Consider the following 17,963-nt stretch of genomic DNA (forward strand, 5'->3'; position numbering starts at 1 on the left):
CGCATTTTGACATAAGCGAAAACGATTTTCTTGTGGAATTCCACCATCTCACACGCTTTTTACTCAATCCTTATTTTATTCCTAAGCGTTTTGCTAAACGGTGCAAATTGCCGTTATCCAGCTCAAGTTGACGTGCCGTTGCTGCCCAGTTACCTTGGTTCTCTTCCAGTGATCGAACAATCATCGCTTTTTGGAATGCGTCTGTGGCTGGTTTTAATCCGCCTTCTGGCAGCTCTAAGCGAGAGTTTTGTTTCGTTTCTTCAACGTTCTTGATGTTCTGATTCGGCGTTCGAATATCAAAATCTTGTTCGACTAACTCAATATCCATGGAATGGGTGCGTGCTTTTGCCAAAACTCCAGCCCGTTTGATGACATGTTCGAGTTCTCGAACGTTGCCTGGCCACGAATAATCCTTAAGTGCGTGAACGAGCGTAGGGGACAAGCGAATGCTGTTCAATCCGAGCTTACTTCTCAAGTGTTCAGCAAAGAAGCCCGCTAGCAACACTACATCATCCTCGCGTTCGCGAAGAGGTGGCACATGAAGTGGGAAGACGCTTAGGCGGTGATATAAGTCGGCTCGAAAACGCCCAGCGGTGACTTCTTCATGCAAAATACGGTTGGTGGCGGCGACAATGCGTGTATTGACTCGGATATGACGGTCGTCACCCACTCGTTGGATGTCGCCGTATTGTAGGGCTCGAAGTAACTTGGCTTGTAGCTCTAATGACAGTTCACCGACTTCATCCAAAAACAGTGTGCCGCCATCTGCTTGTTCGAATTTACCCTTACGATTACTGATTGCGCCCGTAAATGCGCCTTTGATGTGCCCAAACAGTTCGCTCTCTGCTACGGACTCAGGCAGAGCCGCACAGTTGAGGTAAACCAAGGTATTGCTGGAACGATTGGAGCGATGGTGAATAGCACTGGCGACCAACTCTTTACCCACGCCAGTCTCACCCATGATCAGTACAGACAACTCGGTATCGGCGACTGCATCTATTTGTTCTTGAAGATTCTTCATCCCCTGAGAGTTGCCAATGATTTCGTTGCTCAAGGTGCGTTTCTCGGCGTAAGAATCACGTGGCAGGCTCGCTTGAGTTTCTAGTTGCTCTAACAGTAGAGCTGTATGTAAGCCACCTGCGGCTAATGCACTAACAAAACGTAATTCTTGGTTACGCAACCCATCAAATTGGTTGGGGTCGAAGGCGTCAATCGTAATAGCACCAATGAGCTGATCGTCGATCAGCAAAGGTAAACCAATGCAGGAATGGACATGTAGTTTGTCATCGTGGTTTGGAATCAAGCCGTCGTAAGGATCAGGTAAGTCGCTGTCAGAGGGAAAGCGCACGATGTCGCCAGCTCGGGCAATGGCTTCTAACCTTGGGTGCTGCTCAATGGAGAAACGGCGTCCCAGCACTTCTTCTGCCAAACCATTGATCGCTAATGGCTTAAAGTGCTGATCTTCATACAAAAGAAGGGCAGAAGAGTCACACTTTAATACCTCTCGAATCGTGGTTAACAACGTATCAAAACGAGCTTGCTGAGTGAGTGCTGAGTTAAGGTCTTGTGTGATGTGTAGCCACTGCGCGATTAAAGAAGTCATAACCAATACCAATTGTGTCAATATGACTATTGTAGTGTCTTAATGACAATTTTCAACTGTGTCTTAATGACAGTTATTATTGTTGATTTTGTTTTAACTTTTTGAAAATAAAGAAATTAAAAAGTTGGCATACCCGATGCATTATAAAAGTCAGTTCTTCTTATTTATTTCGTCATTCAAGGTAGTAATTATGACAATTCACGTAAAAAACAACATTCATTGGGTAGGTCAGCGCGATTGGGAAGTTCAGGACTTCCATGGTACAGAATACAAAATGACAAAAGGTACCAGCTACAACAGTTATCTAATTCGTGAAGAGAAAACCGTACTGATTGATACGGTCGATCATCGATTCAGTCAACAATTCATCCAAAATTTAGAGATGGAAATCGACCTTAAGTCTATCGACTTTATCGTGGTAAACCATGCAGAAGAAGATCACTCGGGCGCATTGTCTGCATTGATGGAGAAGATTCCGAACACGCCAATTTACTGTACAGAAGCGGCGATTGACTCCATCGTTGGTCATCACCACCATCCCGAGTGGAACTTCAAAACCGTAAAAACGGGCGACAGTATCGATATCGGTAATGGCAAGCAACTGGTGTTTGTGGAAGCGCCAATGCTGCATTGGCCGGACAGCATGATGACATACCTAACGGGCGATGCGGTGCTATTCAGTAACGACGCATTTGGTCAGCACTACTGCGATGAACGTCTGTTCAATGATGAAGTGGACCAAAATGAATTGATGGAGCAGTGTTTGCGTTACTACTCAAACATCCTAACGCCATTTAGCAGCTTGGTAACCGCTAAAATCAAAGAAGTGCTGAGCTTCAACTTGCCTGTCGACATGATCGCAACGTCACACGGTATTGTATGGCGCGATAATCCGGTTCAAATCATCGAGCAATACTTGGCGTGGGCAGACAATTATCAAGAAGATCGCATTACGATTTTCTACGATTCTATGTCAAATAACACCCGAATGATGGCAGATGCCATTGCGCAGGGCATTCACGATGTCGATCCTGGTGTGGCGGTTAAAGTCTTTAATGTCTCTAAGCATGATAAGAATGAAATTCTCGCCAATGTATTCCGCTCAAAAGGCATTTTGGTTGGTTCGTCTACCATGAATAACGTCATGATGCCGAAGATCGCAGGCATGCTAGAAGAAATTACCGGTCTGCGCTTTAAAGCGAAGAAAGCCGCTGCGTTCGGTAGCTACGGTTGGAATGGTGGCGCGGTGGATCGTATCCATGCTCGATTGACCGACGCAGGCTTTGAAACCGCAGTGAGTTTGAAAACCAAATGGCGACCAGATGGTAAAGCGATGCGTGAGTGCCGTGAACATGGTCAGAACATCGCGAAATTGTGGGCGAAGCATGACCTGACGAGCCCTGTTATTTCTCCGGCGATTGCTGCGTCTGCACCACAAGTTCAATCACAACCCGCTGCACAAGTAGCAACACAAGCTGTGGTAGATGCTGCTCCTAGTAACCCTAGTACCGAGGCGCATCCTGCAGATTGTCAATGCATGGTTTGTACGGTTTGCAATTGGGTTTACGACCCAGCTAAAGGTGAGCCTAATCAAGGTGTTGAACCAGGTACGGCTTGGACCGAAGTGCCAGATTACTTCTTGTGCCCAGAATGCCACTTGGGTAAAGACGTTTTTGTCGAATACAACGGGTAAGGGGGCGAATATGCAAGCACCTATTGTGATTATTGGTAGCGGCTTTGCGGCTTACCAATTGGTGAAAACAGTGCGTCGAATGGACGCACATATTCCGCTACAAGTGTTTACTGCTGATGATGGCGCGGAATACAACAAGCCTGATTTGAGTCATGTATTTAGCAATAAGCAAACCGCCCAGGACCTAGTGGTTAAGAGTGGAGAAGCGTTTGCACAGGAACACAACATTGAGTTATTTGCCCATACCATGATTGAGCATGTCGATGTGCAAGCTCAGCAAGTGGTAGTCAATGGTCAAGTCTATCCTTACTCCAAATTGGTATTTGCGACAGGTGCGAGAGCCTTTGTGCCACCGATGTCAGGCAATGCGGCATCTGAGGTGATCACGTTAAATTCACTCCAAGAATACCAATTGGCAGAAGAGAAAATTAGCCGTGCGAAACGTGTTTTAGTGATTGGTGGTGGGTTGATCGGCGTCGAGATTGCCATGGATCTCGCGACCAGTGGTAAAGCGGTTACGGTGGTTGAGCCAAATCCCCGTTTGCTCGCTAACCTGATTCCTGAATTCGTCGCATTACCGCTCGAAAACCAACTTAAGCAGCAAGGTATTCAACTTGCTTTGGAGACTGGGGTTGTCGCGATCAATCACTCAGATGATTCGCTGGTAGCAAGCGTGAGCAAAGGTAATGCAATCGAAGCCGATGTAGTGATTTCAGCGGCGGGTTTACGTGCTAACACTTGGTTAGCGAAGGCTTGTGGGGTGTGCGTCAATAAAGGCATTAAGGTGGATGCTCGATTACAGACATCAGCAGCCAATGTATTTGCATTAGGCGATTGCGCCGAGATCCAAGGTCGAATGATGCCGTATCTCCAACCGATCGTGCTAAGTGCCAATGTGTTAGGCAAGCAGCTACTGGGGCAAGAAGCAGAGTTGAAACTACCACCTATGATGGTAAAGATGAAAACGCCGAGCTACCCAATTCAATTAGCGGGCGATTTTAGTTCGGTGACGAACTGGAGCGTGCAGATTTCTCAAACTGGTATTGCCGCAAAGGCTGAAGATGAAAATAGCCGACTCAAGGGCTTCGTCGTGACGGGCGAACAAGTCAGCCAAGCATTTCCATTACTTCGAGAGTTGTCTCAAGCCGGTCAGGCTTAACCGATTTAAACGAAAAGAATTGTAATTAGAGAGGGTATCATTATGTCGCACTTACGAATTCCTAAAGACTGGACTGTTCAACGTTCAACGCCTTTCTTCACTAAAGACAATGTGCCACCAGCGCTACTGACTCATCATAATACCGCTGAGGGTGTGTTTGGGCAGCTGTGCGTCATGGAAGGGCAAGTGACTTACTACGGCTTTGCTGATGAAAATGCCACAGAAGCAGAATTGGTGGTGGTGATTAATGCAGGCCAGTTTGCTACCAGTCCTCCGCAATATTGGCACCGAATTGAGATGAGCGATGATGCTCAGTTCAACATCAATTTTTGGTCGAACAAAGATAAGAGTGGGCAAGCGATGTTCCACGCGAAGAAATAACGCATACAGAAGTGAATACAGCGCTAATTTGTCGGGAAGAAGCGTTTACTATCACACTATGCATTAAGCGTAGGCAAAAGAGCAGAGATTCGTCTCTGCTCTTTTTTGTCTCTTACTTTACGACGATTACAAATGATGTTGAATAATGGTTTGCGTACACAGAACTCCGACGAGAAGAGCGTTAAAACGAAACCGTGCTCTCATTTATGTGATGGATATCAATTATATAGTTGGAATGTAACAAAAAGTTACGATATTTTTGTTATGTTATAACGTAATTAATATTGAAAAGCTCGAGTTATTCGGAAAGAATCAACTTAAGGAAATACTATGACGCTAAAAAAAGTGGCTCTATTTTGCGCACTGGCATTCGCAACTAACGCAATGGCAGATGTGGAGGTCAAAGATACCAACAACTTTAACGATGTTGCGGCTAAAGTAAATCAGCTGAAAGAAGCAGGGAAAAATCCACTGATCGTGGTTGATATCGACAATACTTTGCTGACTTCGACTTCCGATATTGGGGGCGATATTTGGTACCAATGGCAACGCGGTAAATTGGATGTGAAGCCGAAAGATGGCGATAAAGTCGATTGTCTTTTTCAAGACTCCATCGGCATGCTGTACGAGCTAGTACCGATGAAAACCATCGAAAATGGCGTGCCTGCGATGTTGCGCGGCTGGCAAGATGACGGTCTAACGGTGATGGCTCTAACGTCTCGTTCTCCAAATTATCGTTACGCCACAGAGCGTGAAATGATGCGTAATCAATTTGATATGACACGCACTGCGCTTAAAGAGAAAGGTTCAGATGCACTGCCTATCTATATCGATAATCCCAAGCGCCCGCTGAGCTACATCAATGGCATTATGATGACCACAGGTATGAACAAAGGCACCATGCTTGAGTACATTTTAGATAAGACAGATCAAAGCTTTAGTGACGTTGTGTTTGTTGATGACAGTGAGAAGAACGTCGTCAATATGAAGAATGCCTACAAAGATGACAAAGCAGTAGATATGACAATCTTCCACTATACCAAAGTAGAGCATGACCGTATTGCAGCAAATGGAGCAGTACTAACACAGGAACAAGCAAATAAGATGGCGAGTGATTGGAAAGCGTTAAACAAAGTCCTGGACCAGATTGCGCCTGCACGTATGGGTGACACTTGTTTGGGTCAATAACCAGGTGAAAAAGTGATTTAGGTTTGTTGCTTGTGCCGGGTTATTAATACCCGTTTAGAGAGATGGAGGGGTCCAATCGATTTTTTCGGATTATTTACTGGTCTTGCAACCTTATCCAAAGCGATATCAATGTTGGTATCGCTTTTTTTCTGCCTGTAGAAAGCTAGATTCGATCCTGTTCTGCTTATTCTGAAATCATTCAGGATTTGAATGGGTATAGAGGTCTAACTTGATGATTTTATGGACAATTAAATATTGCTAAACTGTCATTTAAATAGGAATCAATAGTCCTGATGTAAGCCTCATCCTACAATTTCTTCATTGCGACGGAGCGACAAGCTTAAGGAAAGTCATCACTCAGTTACGTTTTAGCATTGTTTAGATCGTCTTAAACGTCTAGAGCGTCTTAAACTAGGAGCTTCCACAATGAATTTAATGTTGGACTACGCCTCTCTGGCGATCTTATTTGTGGTGCTGTTAATTCTGATTTTTGGATTGATAGCCTTACATGATATCCCCTACGAAATTGCAAAAAAGCGCAACCATCCCCATGCCGATGCGATTCATATTGCCGGTTGGGTGAGCTTGTTCTTTCTTCATGTGATTTGGCCGTTTCTTTGGATATGGGCAGCCATGTACGACGGAGAGAAGCAAAACTGGTTAGGTGCTAAGCCTTCGGTATCTCAACAAGATTATGAGCAACTACTGGTTCGTATCAATCAACTTGAGCAAGTGAGAGGGGGCGAATAATGGAAACTCTTATCATCCTAAGTTACGTAGCGCTGTGCGTTATCGTATTTCGAGTATTTCGTGTACCTAAAACCAAGTGGACACTCACCATGGCATCCGTTATTGGCATGTTCATCGTGGGATGGATTTTTCTCTATATGGCAATGTATCAACCCGTTTCTCGCATGGCGCGTTTGTACAGTGTGACGACACCAATCACTTCTCAGGTAGAAGGTATAGTTACTCAAGTGTATGTGCAAGGAAACCAACAAGTGAAAGCGGGTGACCCTCTCTATCAAATTGACGATACACCGTTCAAAGATAAAGTGAGCCGTATTCAAGGTGATATCAGTCGTACCGAATCAGCGATTGATTTCTATCAGGCGGAGCTGGAGAGATACCAAAAGTTAGGGCGTAAGGGGTATTCTTCTCAAGAGAAAGTGGACGATATTGAGAACCAATTGCTGGAACAAAAGGCAAATAAGAGCAAATATCAATCAGAGTTAGCTGTTGCTGAGTTTAAACTAGGCAAAACCACTGTCACCGCACCAACGGATGGCTATGTCACGCAAGTGGCGCTGCGTCCGGGGATGAAGAGTCGCATTGTGCCGTTTCAAGGAAACCTGACCTTCGTCCACAAAGAAGACAAACAACTGTTTGCTGCATTTAAACAAGCGCCAGCACGATACGTGAAAGTCGGTTATCCGGCGGAAGTGACCTTCAATACCATTCCCGGTCATGCTTACAAGGCGCATGTGACACAAGTGAATGACATTTTTGCTCAAGGCGCGGTATCACCATCAGGCAATATGAAGTACCCAGAACAAATTCCTGCTGGTGGTCGAATCTTAGTGAAAGTGGAACTGGATAATCCAGACTTGGTAAAAGACATGCCATTGCCATCCGGCACAGATGCACATGTTGCGGTGTACTCACCGAAATGGGAAATGTTCAGTATCGTACGTAAAGTGATTCTGAGAATGCAGAGTTGGCAAAACTGGCTATTCGAAGGCTAATGACATCAAGGGCAAAGCTGCAGGTTTTGCCCTTTTTCTATGGGTGTACTGCTATTGTTCGTCTGTTACTCAATGGATTGAGCGACCGCCTGTTTAATTGCATTCCTCAGCCATTCGTGTCCTTTGTCGTTCTTTTGTGATTGGTGCCAAGTCATGTAAATAGGCACCTTATTGGCTTCAAAGGGCAAAGGGAAAGCGTTCAATCCGAGCTTGCTTGCCAAGTTGTCAGAGAACCAACGCGAGGTAACGCATATCCAGTCGGTTTGAGACACTAACTGTAGCGCTGTCATGGTCGAGCCGGTGGAGTAAGCCACTTGCCTCGGGGGCAGCGTATCTTCGATGATCAAAGAGTCTAAAGCGTTGGTGTTGAGTCGCTGCGTTCGCCAAGTTACATGAGATTCACGTATGAAGTCGTCGTACGTGAGTGCGTCCTGAATACGAGGGTGATCTTGGCTTACTGTCACCATAAGTTCCTGTTCAAACAACAATTCATTGTGATAACCATGATCCGTCAAAGGCACGGTAGCAAGAATCACGTCCACGCGTCGGCGTCTTAAATCGTCTTGGCGGTCTTGTTCGTTTAAGTGTTCCACATCCGCTTCAATAGACACCAATGGCGCATGCTGAGATTTGTATTTTGCCAAGGCTGGTACGAGCATTAAATCGATATCTTTATGGCTAGAGATTCGAAACGTGCGTTGGCTGGTTTCTGGCGTGAATTCTTGACGAGATTTCGAACCGTTAATCAATAGACTTAAAGGCTCTTTGATTTCTGCGTGTAGCTCAATCGCGAAATTCGTCGGGACGATACCTCTGCCTTGACGAACAAAGAGGGGATCTTGGTATTGATCTCTTAACTTGTTGAGTGCGTGACTCACGGCGGGCGCAGTGATGTTTAACGCGGTAGCGGCATCGTTGACGCTTTTTGACTTCATGACCGCATCAAACGTTTTTAACAAGTTAAGGTCCATAGGCTATCTCTTTGATTTGCTTTATCTTCAATGTAGGTGGATAGCGTAAAGATTTCGAGGATTATTTCTGTCAGGCGAGATTCAAATCATCACCAACGAAAAGACCAGAGTTTGGGTTCTGTTCTTTTCGCTGGTTGAAAAGGGTTATAAACACTGCAATAAACGACGAGGAAGCGATGTTTTATCCATCCAATGATTTGGAATCGACATTGGTGTGTCGTAGTAACTTGCCCCAAGAATGGCACCGAGCGGAATAGCCCGCCCACTTGAATCGCCGCCACAGTAAATGTTCTCACGCATGGTGGTTTCGTAGCTTTCGGAGTTCATCAACAAATGACAAATCACCACAAACGAAGCGTCTAAACCGCAATGCATTCCAACCGACTCCGCAACGCTGGTGGCGCTTCTGCCGCTCATCGCCTCTGCACGTTGAATGTCGCTGGCAATCTTTGGAGAAACCGTCTGAGCTGCCATTACACACGCTTTGGGCGCAGCGCCTTGCAATGCCATCTGAATCATCACTGCGACAGCTTGGGCATACATAACTGCGGTGTCGTTGTTATTGGTAACCCTCACTGCGGAGTCGACCAGTTTAGCGAGTTTGTCATCATCGGAATGAAAAGCCACCAACGGCGGAAGCTTAGATAATGCAGGGTTTTGTGTGTCGTCAGCCCCACATAGGGTCACACGCAGCTCTTTGGCTTCCAACTCATGAATGTTGAGCAGTGTTTGCTTAGTTGGTTTGTCTGTATAACCCTGCCATTTACCTCCAAAATCAAACCACTCTCGAAAGGAGCGAATGTAACGCGCCTCGTCGTAGTGTCCGGTTTGAACCAGAGCATCTAACATGGCAACAAGCTGCGCACCATAGTGGGTGAGGTCACCGACTTGCTTGCTACCGTGGGCAAAATAACCTTTGTCATGGTATTCAGTTCGATTCGGTTGATGAAATTCCGGATGCGGAGAACCAAACTGCCTGATGAGTTCTTGATCGTAAAGCCAATGAAATCCGAGAGATGCTGCATCACCGACGAGTGCGCCGATAATGGCATGAAGAGAGTGAGCGTTTCTATGAGTCATCTTGCCACCTTTATCAACAGGGCTACTCAATAAGTCTTACACAGTTTCTTGGTTTTGTAGGGAAATTTTTCTGTTTTGGATCAAGACTATAGTGCTTAATTAACCATTGCTTTACTAGGGTTAAAAAGACTAGGGTTTAAAGCAAAACGCCCCGCGAGTGGCGAGGCGTTGGTTGTAGTGGCGTACTATTAATAATAACGATTAACTGTAAGCGCGTGCGACACGACCTTCACAATCCAAAGTAACCTGTTTTGCGTAAGCCGGAATGAAAACAGATTGTCCTTTTTCAATTATGCATGTTTCGCCGTTTGTGTGAGTTAGCACAAGTTTGGTATCCAGAGGCATAAGGATCTCAGCGGTTTGAACTTCTAGAGTACGCTGGTGAGCTTGCTTAACGATAGCGAATTTGAAATCGTCCACAGGAATAGGGTATTCCAACATGTCGTCGACTTCGTTTGGTGCGAGCAATAGGCTGTCGAATGGCTTCTCGTTGAAGCGTGTGCACGCAACGAGCTCTTTCACGTCCATGTATTTTGGTGTCAGACCTGCGCGCAGTACGTTGTCTGAGTTCGCCATGATCTCAAGACCCGTACCTTTCAAATAAGCGTGTGGTGTTTCTGCATCCAAGAACATGGCATCACCCGGTTGTAGGGTAATCACATTAAGCATCAGTGGTGCAAACAAACCAATATCGCCAGGGTATTGCTTCTCTAGCTCAAGAATAAGGTTGAGCAGAGGTAAGTCGGTGATGCGAGCTTGAGCCAATAGCACCGTCAACGCCATCTCTTTCTGTTCGCCCTCTAGTGACAATAGACCCGAGAAGAAGGTCGCCAAGCCTGTTGGCGTTTGGTTTGCGATAAGGTCATCCACCAAGCCTTGCAGCTCAGGAATCGCCAGTTCAGAGAAGAAGCTGATGATTTCACTTGTTGGGCGGAAGCCATTCATCGCTTGGTATTCGGTTAGCGCGTAAACCAACTCAGGTTTGTGGTTTGGATCTTTGTAGTTACGGTTTGCAGCGGTTAGGGGAATGCCTTGTTTTTCTTCCAGTGCAAAGCCTAATTCTGCTTGCTGTTTGTTTGGGTGAACCTGAATCGACAGTGCTTTCTCAGCAGCAAGCACTTTAAACAGGTATGGAAGTTCACCAAAACGGTTTGCGACTTCTTCACTCAGAAAGGCATTCATGTCTTGAGCAATCAGTGAAGACAGTTTGGTCTCTTCACCGTTTACCATCACCAATGAGCAACCGTTTGGATGCGCGCCCATCCATACTTCTGCTTGTGGTTCGCCCGTTGGGTTTTCAATGCCAAACAGTTGGTTAACAGAAGTAGTACTGCCCCAAGCGTAGTTTTGAATCACGTTGTTCATCAGGAAAAACATCGGATGCTTAGCTTGAGTTTGAATCGTTTGTGTATCGGACATCGTTAAATCAGACATAGAGTGTCACCATGAGAGAAAATCATGGCTTGGGCGACATTGCCCAAGCCATAGGAGCCATTTGGGGGTAGGGGTGATTAAGCGGCTGCTTGCATCATTTTTGCTTTGCGAACTTTCTTCAGAGTTACACACGTTACTGCGGTAACCACTGCGCCAGCTGCCATACAAATCAGAGCAAGTACTGGGTGGTTCATCGCGCCAAGTAGAGCGACAACTGGACCGCCGTGAGCAACACTGTTGGTAATGCCGAATGAGAACGCCATTACTGCCGCTACCATTGAGCCAAGTACGTTCGCAGGAATCACTGACATTGGATCTTGTGCTGCGAATGGAATCGCACCTTCAGAGATACCAACCAGACCCATTGCACCTGCTGCTTTACCCGCTTCAGTTTCTGACTCTTCGAACAGGTCGAACTTACGACCAAGTGCCGTTGCCAGTGCCATGCCTAGAGGTGCAACTGGGATTGCACACGCCATCGCACCCATAAATTGAGTTTGACCGCTCGCAATCATGCCCACAGAGAATAGGAACGCGACCTTGTTGAATGGACCACCCATATCGAAGCCAGCCATACCACCAAGTACGATGCCCAGTAGAACGACGTTACCTGTACTCATGCTTGTTAGTAGCGCAGTCAGACCGTCCATCAGGCTTGCGATTGGCGCGCCGATAACGAAGATGAAAAGACCAGCGATGAATAGCGAACCTGTAATTGGCGCAATCATGATTGGCACTAAAGGTTGAATGAATTTGTGGTAGTTAATCGACGTAATCCACTTCACGAAGTAACCCACAAGCAGACCAGCGATGATGGCACCGATAAAGCCTGTACCAGCGTCTGCACCGTAGAAAGAACCGTTGTTTGCAATCCAACCACCGATCAAGCCAGGAGCCAGAGCAGGACGGTCAGCGATCGCGTAAGCAATGTAACCCGCTAGGATTGGGATCATCAGCGTAAAGGCAACCACACCTACGTTGAGGATTTGGTTCCACATGCTGCCTTCAGGAATAGCCATGCCCGCTTCACTTGGCTGACCACCGACTGCAAGAGCAAGTGCAATCAACAGACCACCCGTTACAACGAATGGGATCATGTGTGATACGCCGTTCATCAAGTAGCGGTACAGGTCAGAGCGAGCCTGAGAGGCTTTGTTTGCCACTGACGCTTGTGCATTGCTGCTTGCTTCTGCTTGGTATTCTGGAGCGCTTAACGCTTCGTTAATCAGACCTTGTGCATCGCGGATAGGTGCTTTTACGTTGGTTTTAACCACGCGTTTGCCCGCAAAGCGGTTCATGTCGACTTGCTTGTCACATGCCACGATGATTGCATCTGCACGCTCGATTTCTTCTGCGGTTGGGCTGTTTTTCACACCGATTGAACCGTTCGTCTCAACCTTGATTTCGTAACCCATCGCCGCTGCACCTTTCTCTAGCGCTTCTGCTGCTAAGTAGGTATGAGCAACGCCCGCAGGACAACCAGTAACACCAATGATGAAACCTTGGTTGGCTGGTGCCTCTGCCACTGGTTGCGGCTCTTCTTTAGCAAGTAAAAGTGCCAGTGCGTCTTGGCTGTTTGCTGCACCTAAGAACGCATCAATGAAACCATCTTCAATCAGTTTTGAAGACAGCTCTGCGAGAACTTCGATATGGTGGTTATCGCCACCGTCTGGAGAAGCGATCATGAAGAACAGTTTTGAAGGCAAACCGTCTTCTGCGCCGTATTCGATACCTGATTTGCTTACGCCGATCACAACCGCTGGTTCAAGAACCGCTGCACTTTTCGCGTGTGGGATAGCAACGCCATCCTCAAATCCGGTGTTACCTAATTCTTCACGTGCTTTTATATCTGCAAGAAATTGCTCTTGGCCTGAAATACGACCTTGGGCGTGTAGAACTGCAACCAGTTCTTTAAATACGTCTTCTTTTGAAGTCGCTTGAAGATCAAGCTTAATCAAGTCTTCATTTATTAGTTTGGTGATCATTGTCGAACCCCTATAAATATAATTTTTATTTCAGGGGTATTTTGAAATTAACCAAGCGGAGACAGTAGTGAAGAAAAAATGCATTTACTGGACGATTGTAACCGCCCGACTAGAGTGTGATGTAGATCGTCTACTGGATAAACTTACTGCATATCTGTGACATTATGTGGAAGTCGATGAACCATAAGTGAAATGTGTTATTGCTCCCATATATAAGGGTTTAAGGACTTTATTGATGATTTGATAGACTGGATAATTGATGCGTTAACTAGATTTTTGTAACCTTGAAATGGAAGTGTGATTTTGCTCAATAGCACAAAAATCCAGTAGGGTGTATATCTATAGGTATAGCATCATGGATGCGTGTTTAAGAGTACGTAAAATGATTTTTCATGATTTGATTTCATCAGTATTAAACGAGCGAGAACCATTCCACAATATATGGTTTGCTGGTGATTTTCATACACCGCCTGAATTTAGCTATCAGGTTAACTTCCCTCGATTAGAATTGGTCTTATCTGGTGAATATATTAATGAAATGGAAAGTCATGATCGCAAAGTGACGCATATCGTAGCGAAAACCGGTGATGCGATATTTATTCCGCCTAACTGTTGGAATAAACCTGACTGGGATACAGATTGCTCGGTATTAAGTATTCTCTTTGGTCGCCGTCAATTGGGTTTGAGTCTCGTGTCCAAACGTAAAGGGGAGGCGAGCTTTTACGATATTCAAAAACACAGTATTCAAACTCGTTCTGGATTTGCGATTGATAATATCTTGGAAGCACTGAGCTCATTGGCTCGTGAGTGTAACAAGAAACCTATGGACGAGTTGTTGCTGCAAGCCTTGTTGCAATACGCTAAGTCGATGTTAGATGCGCCTATAGAGACGCAGGCGCACAGCCGAGTGCAAGATCTGTATCAGGGCATTTGTATCTACATCCAAGAGAACTTTCACCGCCCAATCACGCGTGACAGTATTGCGTCGAGGTTCAGCATCTCTTCTAACCATTTGTCGCGTTTGTTCCGTCAGCAAGGTCACATGACGTTAGCCGATTACATTACGTGGGTTCGAGTAGATCGCGCAAAGTTTATGCTCAAGAAATACAACTTTAAGTTGAATGAGGTATCGGTGCGCTGTGGATTCAAAGATGTGAACTACTTCTGCCGAGTCTTTAAGAACCGAACGGGCAGAACGCCGACGGAGTATCGCGGTTCAATTTAAAGCAAGTAAAGATTAAGCAAGCAGCCTCGACATGGCGTACATCAGAAGCGCCTGCAAGTCGACGCTGCTTTTTGTTAGCAGTAAACGTTCAGCCATTTGGTCGGTCAGTAGATTACGAGTTAAGTTGGTTGCTGCAATGATGTGCTCGCGTGTGGGTTTCGCTGGCATTACTAATGCTATAGCAAGATGCACCTCACCCATTTTGGATGCCCAATCCATCGGAATCTCGTTAGCGATAACTGCGACAGAAATGTGGTCCACACCTTCGAACATGACATGGGGTAGAGCAATGCCTGGTGTTACTGCGGTTGAGGACCGCTCTTCACGTTTGATAAAGGCGAGAATGAGTTCGTCTGGGTGAATAGGATGAATAAGCTGCGCTAGCCCTTTCAAGCACTCAAACTTGGTGAGCTCAGTGTGCGCTTTGGCGTAATGCCATTTAATTTCACAAGGCGGGCAAATTTGCGGAAGACGCTCAGCAAGTTGGCTTGAGAATTCGTAGTTGATGTGAGAACCCACAACGGTGAAGTTCTCAGCAATCATATCTTTGATAACGAAACAGGCAAGCTCGGCGTCAATACCAATAGCCGTGATTTGACACAAGTCGCCTTGCTGCAAGCCAACTTGTAAAACCGCGATTGACTTAGTGAGTTCAGCGACGCGATTTTGGGTTATGTTGATGATGTGTAATGTGCTTTTGAACTTTTTGGCGACGCGATTGAGGGGCTGTGCGACATGAGCACTGGCATTAATATCGTCGACAAAAAAGGTGATTTGGTATTCGTTCATCAGCACAGCGTATCATCGACAGTGTACAAGGAATACTTTATCGACATTGAGTAACACGTCTTCAATCGGGATTTGGACTTTGTTGGTGCCTTCAAAGCGAGCTGGTTGTTCAATCTCAATATCGGACACAATTAAGACACGATCCGCTTGTGCAATATCGTGGGGAGTGAGCTGATTCTCAATACCCATCGCGCCTTGCGTCTCAACCTTAATTTGTACGTTATGCTTAGGCGCAGCTTTCATTAGTGCATCTGCCGCCATATAAGTATGAGCGATGCCTGTAGGGCACGCTGTCACCGCTACGATCTTCATGTTCTATCCACTTTATTTTTTTGTGGATTTTAGCATAGTGACCGTCGGAAGGATGGATTTAAAGCAGATAATCGCAAGAGCTCTATCACAGTTTAAATCTCATGTTACATTAATCCAGTTAATGCACTTTTTGTCCTGTATTGGAAAGGACGAGTGTTGGTTACTCTGTACACAGTCATAGATGGAACAAATAACTCATGACTCTCGAGCGTGAACATTGCAAGGTACAAACAATGGACATATTAAACCTTATTGAACCGGAAACCATTTGCTTGGATTTGCAGGCTCAAACCAAAGATGAAGCGCTCAAAGAGCTCGTCGAATTGTTGGACGCGGCGGGCAAGCTCACTAGCAAAAGTCAGTTCTTGGCGGACATTTGGAAACGAGAAGAGATTGGCAATACCGGCTTTGACGAGGGTATTGCCATTCCTCACGCCAAAAGCAATGCGGTCGCAAAACCCGCAGTTGCAGTGGGCATCAGCCGCAAAGGGATTGATTACGGTGCTGATGATGGCGAACTGTCTGACGTATTTTTCATGCTGGCTTCTCCAGATGGGGATGACCATCACCACATCGAAGTTTTGGCACAAATCTCCACTAAAATCATTGAAGATGGTTTCGTCAATAAGCTAAAAGCGGCGAAGTCAGTGGATGAAGCGCACGAACTACTCACTGACATTCAGTCGAACGCAAACGACTCAGGTTTAGATCCTCTGGAATTCGCATCTGAACCCCTTAGCCCTTGGGCACAAAAGCTGAGCAGAATGAAAGAGCACTTGCTGTTCGGCACTTCACATATGATCCCGTTTATTGTCGCGGGCGGTGTATTGCTATCTCTCTCTGTGATGATCTCAGGTCATGGTGGGGTTCCGAAAGAAGGCATTCTGGCTGATATCGCCAAAATGGGTATTGCTGGTCTGACACTATTTACCGCGGTATTAGGTGGTTACATTGCCTATTCGATCGCTGATAAGCCTGGTCTTGCTCCGGGAATGATTGGATCTTGGATTGCGGTTAGTCATTACAACACTGGCTTCTTGGGCGCGATTGTGGTCGGATTTTTCGCAGGCTTTGTGGTTTGGCTACTGAAGAAGATTCAATTGCCGGACAGCATGAGCTCCCTCGGCTCGATTTTTATCTACCCACTGGTTGGTACGTTTGTCACCTGTGGCGCAGTGATGTGGGTGATTGGTTCACCTATCGCCAGCGCAATGACGACCATGAACGATGTGCTCACGGGTATGGCTGGCTCAGGTAAAGTGATGTTGGGCACCGTACTGGGCGCAATGACCGCGTTTGATATGGGCGGTCCTATCAACAAAGTGGCGACCTTGTTTGCTCAGACACAGGTGAATACTCAGCCGTGGTTGATGGGTGGTGTCGGTATCGCGATTTGTACCCCGCCTTTAGGTATGGCGTTAGCAACTTTTCTATCGCCAAGTAAGTTTAAACGTGATGAACGTGAAGCGGGTAAAGCCGCGGGCATCATGGGTATGATTGGCATCAGCGAAGGGGCGATTCCGTTTGCTGCCGGAGACCCAGCTCGCGTATTGCCTGCGATTGTTGCTGGTGGTATCGTCGGTAATGTGATTGGGTTTATGTTCCATGTCATTAACCATGCTCCGTGGGGCGGCTGGATTGTGCTGCCAGTTGTGGACGGCAAGATTGGCTACATAGTTGGCACAATTGCAGGTTCGTTTACCACAGCATTGATTGTTATTGCGCTTAAGAAGACAGTCACAGAAGACGATAGTCCGGTTGGTCAATCTCAAGCTTATACGTCTGTGCAAGGCGAGGGCGAAGCAGATATTCTTGCCGTGACATCTTGTCCATCAGGTGTGGCGCATACCTTCTTAGCTGCGAAGTCACTAGAGAAAGCCGCCTGTGCGTTAGGCATTAAGATTAAGGTCGAAACGCAAGGTGCGAACGGCATCATTAACCGAATCACTGACAAAGATATCGCCAAGGCAAGGTTTGTAATCTTCGCTCACGATGTAGCCATCAAAGAGCCAGAACGATTCAGAAAAATGAAGGTGCTGGATGTCAGTACTAAAGACGCAATGCTCAATGCAGCAGCACTGTTGCAGGCGAAAAGAATCCCTTAAGTACATATCCCCAAGTAACCTCGATATGCATGGTTCAGCGAGAATGATTTGGTTTTCAGACGAGGCAACGATTTGAAGTTCTAGTGGTGCTAAATCAAAAATCGTTAACAAAGTATGCAAACCAAATCAACTCGCCCTTCGGGAGCTTGTCACTGAAGCGATTTCTTTGTCAAACTCTTTGGAAATAGATCACTATTACGCTGCGATGTTTTCCTCGAACTCGAGTCAGTGACCAAGCTCTGAATACTGCATCTTGAAGTCACTTGGGGATAATCCCAAATAAGGCTATCAGC

General features: G+C 46.1%; 15 protein-coding genes. 8 read left to right on the plus strand and 7 right to left on the minus strand.

The window, feature by feature from the left end:
- Positions 1 to 70: 70 nt before the first annotated feature.
- On the minus strand, positions 71 to 1,603 hold the full coding sequence (gene norR, locus ABMY42_RS01510) for a nitric oxide reductase transcriptional regulator NorR (RefSeq protein ID WP_050935311.1): 1,533 nt from the start codon (positions 1,601 to 1,603) through the stop codon (positions 71 to 73).
- Positions 1,604 to 1,793: 190 nt separating this feature from the next.
- On the opposite strand from norR, the gene norV reads away from it, so the two are divergent.
- The 6 genes from norV (at position 1,794) to ABMY42_RS01540 (ending at position 7,769) form a co-directional block, all read left to right on the plus strand.
- Positions 1,794 to 3,296, plus strand: a complete 1,503-nt coding sequence (norV, locus tag ABMY42_RS01515; RefSeq protein ID WP_017188657.1) for an anaerobic nitric oxide reductase flavorubredoxin — start codon at positions 1,794 to 1,796, stop codon at positions 3,294 to 3,296.
- Between the two features lie 10 nt (positions 3,297 to 3,306).
- Entirely contained in the window at positions 3,307 to 4,455 is a 1,149-nt protein-coding gene (gene norW, locus ABMY42_RS01520; RefSeq protein ID WP_272760359.1) for an NADH:flavorubredoxin reductase NorW, read from the plus strand.
- A 42-nt stretch (positions 4,456 to 4,497) separates the two neighbouring features.
- Positions 4,498 to 4,836 carry a DUF1971 domain-containing protein gene (locus tag ABMY42_RS01525; RefSeq protein ID WP_009697167.1) on the plus strand — a complete coding sequence of 113 codons (339 nt, stop codon included), beginning with the start codon at positions 4,498 to 4,500 and terminating at the stop codon, positions 4,834 to 4,836.
- A gap of 330 nt (positions 4,837 to 5,166) precedes the next feature.
- Positions 5,167 to 6,024: a DUF2608 domain-containing protein gene (locus ABMY42_RS01530; protein ID WP_009697166.1), complete on the plus strand. Its 858-nt coding sequence runs from the start codon at positions 5,167 to 5,169 to the stop codon at positions 6,022 to 6,024.
- 426 nt (positions 6,025 to 6,450) lie between these two features.
- Positions 6,451 to 6,774: a DUF3302 domain-containing protein gene (locus ABMY42_RS01535; RefSeq protein ID WP_029790108.1), complete on the plus strand. Its 324-nt coding sequence runs from the start codon at positions 6,451 to 6,453 to the stop codon at positions 6,772 to 6,774.
- Positions 6,774 to 7,769: an efflux RND transporter periplasmic adaptor subunit gene (locus tag ABMY42_RS01540; protein WP_272760360.1), complete on the plus strand. Its 996-nt coding sequence runs from the start codon at positions 6,774 to 6,776 to the stop codon at positions 7,767 to 7,769. The genes ABMY42_RS01535 and ABMY42_RS01540 overlap by 1 nt, the downstream gene beginning before the upstream one ends.
- A 65-nt stretch (positions 7,770 to 7,834) precedes the next feature.
- Here ABMY42_RS01540 and ABMY42_RS01545 read toward each other — a convergent pair whose 3' ends face one another.
- The 4 genes from ABMY42_RS01545 to ABMY42_RS01560 all read right to left on the minus strand — a co-directional run bounded on the left by ABMY42_RS01545 (position 7,835) and on the right by ABMY42_RS01560 (position 13,239).
- Positions 7,835 to 8,740 (minus strand): LysR family transcriptional regulator, encoded by a 906-nt coding sequence (locus tag ABMY42_RS01545; RefSeq protein WP_349265885.1) that lies wholly within the window; start codon positions 8,738 to 8,740, stop codon positions 7,835 to 7,837.
- A gap of 144 nt (positions 8,741 to 8,884) precedes the next feature.
- Positions 8,885 to 9,820 (minus strand): ADP-ribosylglycohydrolase family protein, encoded by a 936-nt coding sequence (locus ABMY42_RS01550; RefSeq protein WP_349265886.1) that lies wholly within the window; start codon positions 9,818 to 9,820, stop codon positions 8,885 to 8,887.
- A 201-nt stretch (positions 9,821 to 10,021) separates the two neighbouring features.
- Positions 10,022 to 11,254: a mannose-6-phosphate isomerase, class I gene (manA, locus tag ABMY42_RS01555; RefSeq protein ID WP_349265887.1), complete on the minus strand. Its 1,233-nt coding sequence runs from the start codon at positions 11,252 to 11,254 to the stop codon at positions 10,022 to 10,024.
- Positions 11,255 to 11,331: 77 nt separating this feature from the next.
- Positions 11,332 to 13,239, minus strand: coding sequence for a fructose-specific PTS transporter subunit EIIC (locus tag ABMY42_RS01560; RefSeq protein WP_349265888.1), 1,908 nt, complete (start codon positions 13,237 to 13,239; stop codon positions 11,332 to 11,334).
- A 382-nt stretch (positions 13,240 to 13,621) separates the two neighbouring features.
- Between ABMY42_RS01560 and ABMY42_RS01565 the strand changes: the two genes are divergently transcribed.
- Positions 13,622 to 14,464, plus strand: coding sequence for an AraC family transcriptional regulator (locus ABMY42_RS01565; RefSeq protein ID WP_005451367.1), 843 nt, complete (start codon positions 13,622 to 13,624; stop codon positions 14,462 to 14,464).
- 12 nt (positions 14,465 to 14,476) lie between these two features.
- Here ABMY42_RS01565 and ABMY42_RS01570 read toward each other — a convergent pair whose 3' ends face one another.
- On the minus strand, positions 14,477 to 15,253 hold the full coding sequence (locus tag ABMY42_RS01570; RefSeq protein WP_017819357.1) for a PTS sugar transporter subunit IIA: 777 nt from the start codon (positions 15,251 to 15,253) through the stop codon (positions 14,477 to 14,479).
- Positions 15,254 to 15,265: 12 nt separating this feature from the next.
- Positions 15,266 to 15,565 (minus strand): PTS fructose transporter subunit IIB, encoded by a 300-nt coding sequence (locus ABMY42_RS01575; protein WP_005441202.1) that lies wholly within the window; start codon positions 15,563 to 15,565, stop codon positions 15,266 to 15,268.
- 233 nt (positions 15,566 to 15,798) lie between these two features.
- Here ABMY42_RS01575 and ABMY42_RS01580 point away from each other — a divergent pair, with 233 nt between their 5' ends.
- Positions 15,799 to 17,670 carry a fructose-specific PTS transporter subunit EIIC gene (locus tag ABMY42_RS01580; protein ID WP_020194036.1) on the plus strand — a complete coding sequence of 624 codons (1,872 nt, stop codon included), beginning with the start codon at positions 15,799 to 15,801 and terminating at the stop codon, positions 17,668 to 17,670.
- Positions 17,671 to 17,963: the final 293 nt, after the last annotated feature.

Source organism: Vibrio sp. SSH13-20 (genome assembly GCF_040104475.1).
Lineage (GTDB): Bacteria > Pseudomonadota > Gammaproteobacteria > Enterobacterales > Vibrionaceae > Vibrio > Vibrio harveyi.

Coding starts and splice junctions, on each gene's coding strand:
- ABMY42_RS01525 (WP_009697167.1), top strand. CDS start 4,498: ATGTCGCACTTACGAATTCCTAAAGACTGGACTGTTCAACGTTCAACG.
- ABMY42_RS01565 (WP_005451367.1), top strand. CDS start 13,622: ATGATTTTTCATGATTTGATTTCATCAGTATTAAACGAGCGAGAACCA.
- ABMY42_RS01550 (WP_349265886.1), bottom strand. CDS start 9,820: ATGACTCATAGAAACGCTCACTCTCTTCATGCCATTATCGGCGCACTC.
- ABMY42_RS01560 (WP_349265888.1), bottom strand. CDS start 13,239: ATGATCACCAAACTAATAAATGAAGACTTGATTAAGCTTGATCTTCAA.
- norW (WP_272760359.1), top strand. CDS start 3,307: ATGCAAGCACCTATTGTGATTATTGGTAGCGGCTTTGCGGCTTACCAA.
- norV (WP_017188657.1), top strand. CDS start 1,794: ATGACAATTCACGTAAAAAACAACATTCATTGGGTAGGTCAGCGCGAT.
- ABMY42_RS01530 (WP_009697166.1), top strand. CDS start 5,167: ATGACGCTAAAAAAAGTGGCTCTATTTTGCGCACTGGCATTCGCAACT.
- ABMY42_RS01575 (WP_005441202.1), bottom strand. CDS start 15,565: ATGAAGATCGTAGCGGTGACAGCGTGCCCTACAGGCATCGCTCATACT.
- norR (WP_050935311.1), bottom strand. CDS start 1,603: ATGACTTCTTTAATCGCGCAGTGGCTACACATCACACAAGACCTTAAC.
- ABMY42_RS01540 (WP_272760360.1), top strand. CDS start 6,774: ATGGAAACTCTTATCATCCTAAGTTACGTAGCGCTGTGCGTTATCGTA.
- ABMY42_RS01570 (WP_017819357.1), bottom strand. CDS start 15,253: ATGAACGAATACCAAATCACCTTTTTTGTCGACGATATTAATGCCAGT.
- manA (WP_349265887.1), bottom strand. CDS start 11,254: ATGTCTGATTTAACGATGTCCGATACACAAACGATTCAAACTCAAGCT.
- ABMY42_RS01545 (WP_349265885.1), bottom strand. CDS start 8,740: ATGGACCTTAACTTGTTAAAAACGTTTGATGCGGTCATGAAGTCAAAA.
- ABMY42_RS01580 (WP_020194036.1), top strand. CDS start 15,799: ATGGACATATTAAACCTTATTGAACCGGAAACCATTTGCTTGGATTTG.
- ABMY42_RS01535 (WP_029790108.1), top strand. CDS start 6,451: ATGAATTTAATGTTGGACTACGCCTCTCTGGCGATCTTATTTGTGGTG.